This is a genomic window from Candidatus Binataceae bacterium, assembly GCA_036495685.1.
GTDB lineage: Bacteria > Desulfobacterota > Binatia > Binatales > Binataceae > JAFAHS01.
Map to the genome: position 1 here is coordinate 1 of DASXMJ010000116.1, position 2,566 is coordinate 2,566.

Annotated in this window: 3 protein-coding genes; 2 read left to right on the plus strand and 1 reads right to left on the minus strand. The window is 61.6% G+C overall.

Annotated features, from left to right (window positions below):
* The coding region (locus VGI36_11800) for a cytochrome P450 (protein ID HEY2485826.1) at nucleotides 1-554 on the plus strand (554 nt) is incomplete at its 5' end.
* A 79-nt stretch (nucleotides 555-633) separates the two neighbouring features.
* On the opposite strand, the gene VGI36_11805 is transcribed toward VGI36_11800, so the two are convergent.
* Nucleotides 634-1,704: a Gfo/Idh/MocA family oxidoreductase gene (locus VGI36_11805; GenBank protein ID HEY2485827.1), complete on the minus strand. Its 1,071-nt coding sequence runs from the start codon at nucleotides 1,702-1,704 to the stop codon at nucleotides 634-636.
* Between the two features lie 44 nt (nucleotides 1,705-1,748).
* Here VGI36_11805 and VGI36_11810 point away from each other — a divergent pair.
* The coding region (locus VGI36_11810; protein ID HEY2485828.1) for an enolase C-terminal domain-like protein at nucleotides 1,749-2,566 on the plus strand (818 nt) is incomplete at its 3' end.

The window sequence follows — 2,566 nt, forward strand, 5'->3', positions numbered from 1 at the left end:
GACAGCCACTGCCACAGCTCGAACTGCTCTCATACTTTTTCCTGCTGGTGGTGGCCGGCAATGAGACCACCCGCAATGCAACCACCGGTGGCCTGCTCGCGCTGATCGAAAACCCCGATCAATGGGATCGGCTAAGAAAAAATCCAGCGCTACTCAAGCCAGCGGTCGAAGAGATCGTGCGTTGGACCACACCGGTGATTCAGTTCGCGCGCACTGCCGTCGAAGACACGGAAGTTCGCGGTCAGAAGATTCGCGCGGGTGAATCGGTATGCCTGTTTTACCCGTCAGCGAATCGCGACGAAGAAGTCTTCGATAACCCGTTCAAGTTCGACGTGAGCCGCGATCCCAATCCGCACATTGCGTTCGGAATCGGCGAGCACTTCTGTCTGGGGGCCAACCTCGCCCGACTGGAACTCGAAGTCATCTTCCGCCAGGTGATCGAACGGATGGAATACGCCGAGCTCGCTGGCCCGGTCGAGCGGCTGCGCTCCAGCTTCGTCGGCGGTATCAAGCACATGCCTATCAAGATGAAGCTGAATCCCGCCCGCAAGTGACGGCCTCATCCCAGGGAAACGCAAGCGATTGGATCTCACAAAGCCGGATTCTGTCCCGGCTGGGTGAGCTTGAGAATCGCTATTCTCTTGGAATCGGCGTTCCGCCGCGGGCGCTCGACTCGTAGCACGCCTCTACCAGCGCCATCGTTTTGAACGCGTCTTCGATTGGCGAGATGAGCGCCTTGTCCTCTCCCGCCACGAATCGTTGCAGGTTTGACATCGGTCCTTCGAACGCTTCCAGGAACCACGAGCCGCGCAGGGGTACCTCGTGCCAGTCGTCGCCGGTCGTGACTTCCAGCCGATCCGGCTCGCCCTCCGGATAGTTGAGATTCACACCCATCTTCGCAATGGCTGCTCCCCGCGTGCCCTCGAGCTTCAGTTGCGAGACCGCGTAACGCGGGTTGAATTTATGCGTGTGGTTCATCGTCAGGCTCGCGCGAATGCGGTCCTCATAGTCAAGAATGATCGATGTACGTGCATCCGCGTAGTCCGGCAATTCCGGATGCCGCACCGCTTTGCAATAGACCCCGCGCGGCTCACCCAGCATCGAACGCAACAGGTCCAGGTAATGAATCGAATGCATCAGGACTTCCAGCCGGGGTTCACGCTTGAGGAAGGCCCAGTAGTTCCACGGCGTATGCAGCATGATGCGGACCTCCAGGTCGGTGAACTCGCCGAGGAGGTCGCGCCCCGCCGCGTCGCGCAGCGCCAGCATGTTGGGCGCGAAGCGGAGCTGAAAGTTCATCGCTGCTGTGAGCTGACGTTCGCGGCACAGTGCGAGGATGCGACGCGCATCCGCAAGATCGCGCCCCATCGGCTTCTGAATCAGCACCGCCGAATTCGGACTCATCTGCTCGAGGATTGCGGCGATCTGATGCGGCGGCACCGCGATGTCGAAGACCGCGTCCGTCGCCAACGCCGCCTTTAGCGAGTCGAAGGCGCGCGGCAGCTTGAACTGCGCCACCCGCTGCGCCGCCGCCGAGTGATTGATGTCGAAAATTCCTGCGACCGGAAACCCCAAGCGCACATAGGTCGGCAGATGCGCGTCGCGCACGATGCTGCCTGCACCTACTAACACGATTGGTCTAGGCGCCGTGGGTTGTGCCCATCGCTGACTAAGCGAATCGAGCACCGCTTGGGTGGTTGCCATGATGTGTTGCCGCGATGCTACCATGCCGCGCGAGGGAAGCGGTCATGCCACGCACGCTCGTCAGGCTCAACGCTCGCGATATCCGGATGCCGACCTCGGAGAGCAAGGCGGGCTCGGACGCGATGCACGTTGACCCGGACTATTCCGGTGCCTACGTGATTCTCCAAACCGATGCAGGCGATGGTCTCTGCGGCCATGGCATGACCTTCACCATCGGCCGGGGCAACGAAATCTGCGTTGCTGCGATTAACGCACTCAAGCCTCTGGTCGTGGGGCTGAGCCTCGAATCCATCATCGGGGACATGGCGGGTTTCTGGCGGCGCCTCAGCGGGGAAAGCCAGCTCAGATGGATCGGCCCAGAGAAGGGGGTGATTCATCTCGCCACCGCCGCGATCGTGAACGCGATTTGGGACCTGTGGGCCAAGGTGGAAGGCAAGCCGGTATGGCAGCTGGTCGCCGACCTGACTCCCGAGCAGTTCGTCGATTGCATCGACTTCCGCTACCTGACTGATGCGCTCACCCGCGACGAGGCGCTCCAAATCCTGCGTGACAAGCTGCCGACCCGCGCGGCTCGCGAAGCGGAGATGCGCAAGGACGGCTATCCCGCGTACATCACTTCCGCGGGATGGATGGGGTATCCCGATGACCTCGTGCGCAAACTATGCCGCGAAGCGCGCGCGGCGGGTTGGACGCGTTTCAAGATCAAAGTAGGGCGCGACTCGGATGAAAATGTACGTCGCGCCGCGCTGGTGCGCGAGGAGATCGGCCGCGACGCTCTTATGATGATGGATGCAAACCAGGCGTGGGATGTCGGCGAGGCCATCGCCCTGATGCGCCCGCTCGCGGAGTTCCATCCGCTGTG

Excerpts from the sequence above, each read along its gene's own strand:
- VGI36_11805 (HEY2485827.1), bottom strand. The coding sequence starts at position 1,704 with ATGGCAACCACCCAAGCGGTGCTCGATTCGCTTAGTCAGCGATGGGCA.